The following is a 1,479-nucleotide window of genomic DNA, read 5'->3' as shown; positions in this document are numbered from 1 at the left end:
CCGCGCGGCGCCGGCTCCCGTCGCCCGCAAGGCCGCCACGCCGGCCCGTCCGACCGTGGCCGCCCAGCAGGCCCGGGCCAGCGGCTTCGCCCTGGACCTGACCAACGGCGGTCCCGACGCCCAAGACGCCGACTTCCGGGACTATGCGTAAGGACGGCGGTCCCCCGTCCAACCCCTTCAAGTCTCCTTCGGAGCGACCAAAGTGCGCCTGACGATCAAAGTGAAACTCGCCGCGGCCTTCGGGGGGCTCATCCTGCTCCTGGCGGGCACCTCGCTGTTCAGCATCAACAGCCTGGCCACGACCAATAGCGAGATGAACGCCCTGGTCTCCGGACCGACCGCGCGTCTCAAGGCCGCCCAGCAGCTCAACATCCACCTGCTGAACGTCGTGCGCACCGAGAAGAACCTGATCGCCGCGGACTCGCCGCAACAGATCAAGGCGTTCGAGAGCAAGATCGACGAAGATCGTCAGGCCTTCGAGGACCTGCTGGCCAAGACCGAGGAAAAGGCCACCGCCGAGGGCAAGCCGAAGTGGCAGGCCCTGGGTCGGACCTGGAAGCGCTTCGCCGCCGTCGACGACCGGATGCGCCAGCTCGTCGACGAGGGCCGCAAGGCCGACGCCATGGCGCTGTCGGTCGGTGAATCGCGCCAGCTGGTGACCGACACCGGCGATCATGTGCAGGCCCTGGTCGAGCTGTCCGAGAACCAGCTGCAGGCCGCGATCGACAAGGCCGACGCCGACTACGCGGTCATCCGCTCGGTCCTGATCGCCCTGTCCGTCATCGCCGTGCTCGTCGCCACCGCCGCCGCCGTCTGGATTTCGCTGAACATCAGCAAGGGCCTGGGCAAGATCGCCGCCCTGGCCGGCGCCGTGGCGATCGGCGACCTCGACCAGCGGGTCGAGGTGACCAGCAATGACGAGATCAAGGACCTGGTCGACACCGTCAACACCATGACCGCCAACCTGCGCGCCACCGCCGCCCTGGCCGACCAGATCGCCGACGGCGACCTGACGGTGCAGGTCAAGCCGCTGTCGGACAAGGACGCCCTGGGCCTAGCCCTGGGCCGCATGGTGGAACGCCTCCAAGGCGTCGTCGCCGACGCGATCTCGGCCTCGGAGAACGTCTCGGCAGGCTCGCAGGAACTGTCGGCGGCTTCGGAGCAGGTGTCGCAGGGCGCCACCGAGCAGGCCTCCTCGGCCGAAGAGGCCTCGGCCTCGATGGAAGAGATGGCCGCCAACATCAAGCAGAACGCCGACAACGCCGCCCAGACCGAGAAGATCGCCCGCCAGTCGGCCAAGGACGCCGAGATCTCGGGCGATGCGGTCAACCGCGCGGTCAGCGCCATGCAGACGATCGCCGAGAAGATCACCATCGTGCAGGAGATCGCGCGCCAGACCGACCTGCTGGCCCTGAACGCGGCGGTGGAAGCCGCCCGGGCCGGCGAGCACGGCCGCGGCTTCGCGGTCGTCGCCTCGGA

At 69.0% G+C, this 1,479-nt stretch carries 1 protein-coding gene; it reads left to right on the top strand.

All coding sequences use genetic code 11. The features are described 5' to 3' along the window. Positions 1-202: 202 nt before the first annotated feature. Positions 203-1,479: methyl-accepting chemotaxis protein (locus AC1DYP_RS24760; RefSeq protein WP_477048557.1), on the top strand; the 1,277-nt coding region annotated here is incomplete at its 3' end.

Source organism: Caulobacter sp. P1_D6, assembly GCF_056406095.1.
The sequence above is the reverse complement of the archived record's forward strand: the minus strand, read 5'-3'. Positions and strand labels throughout refer to the sequence as shown.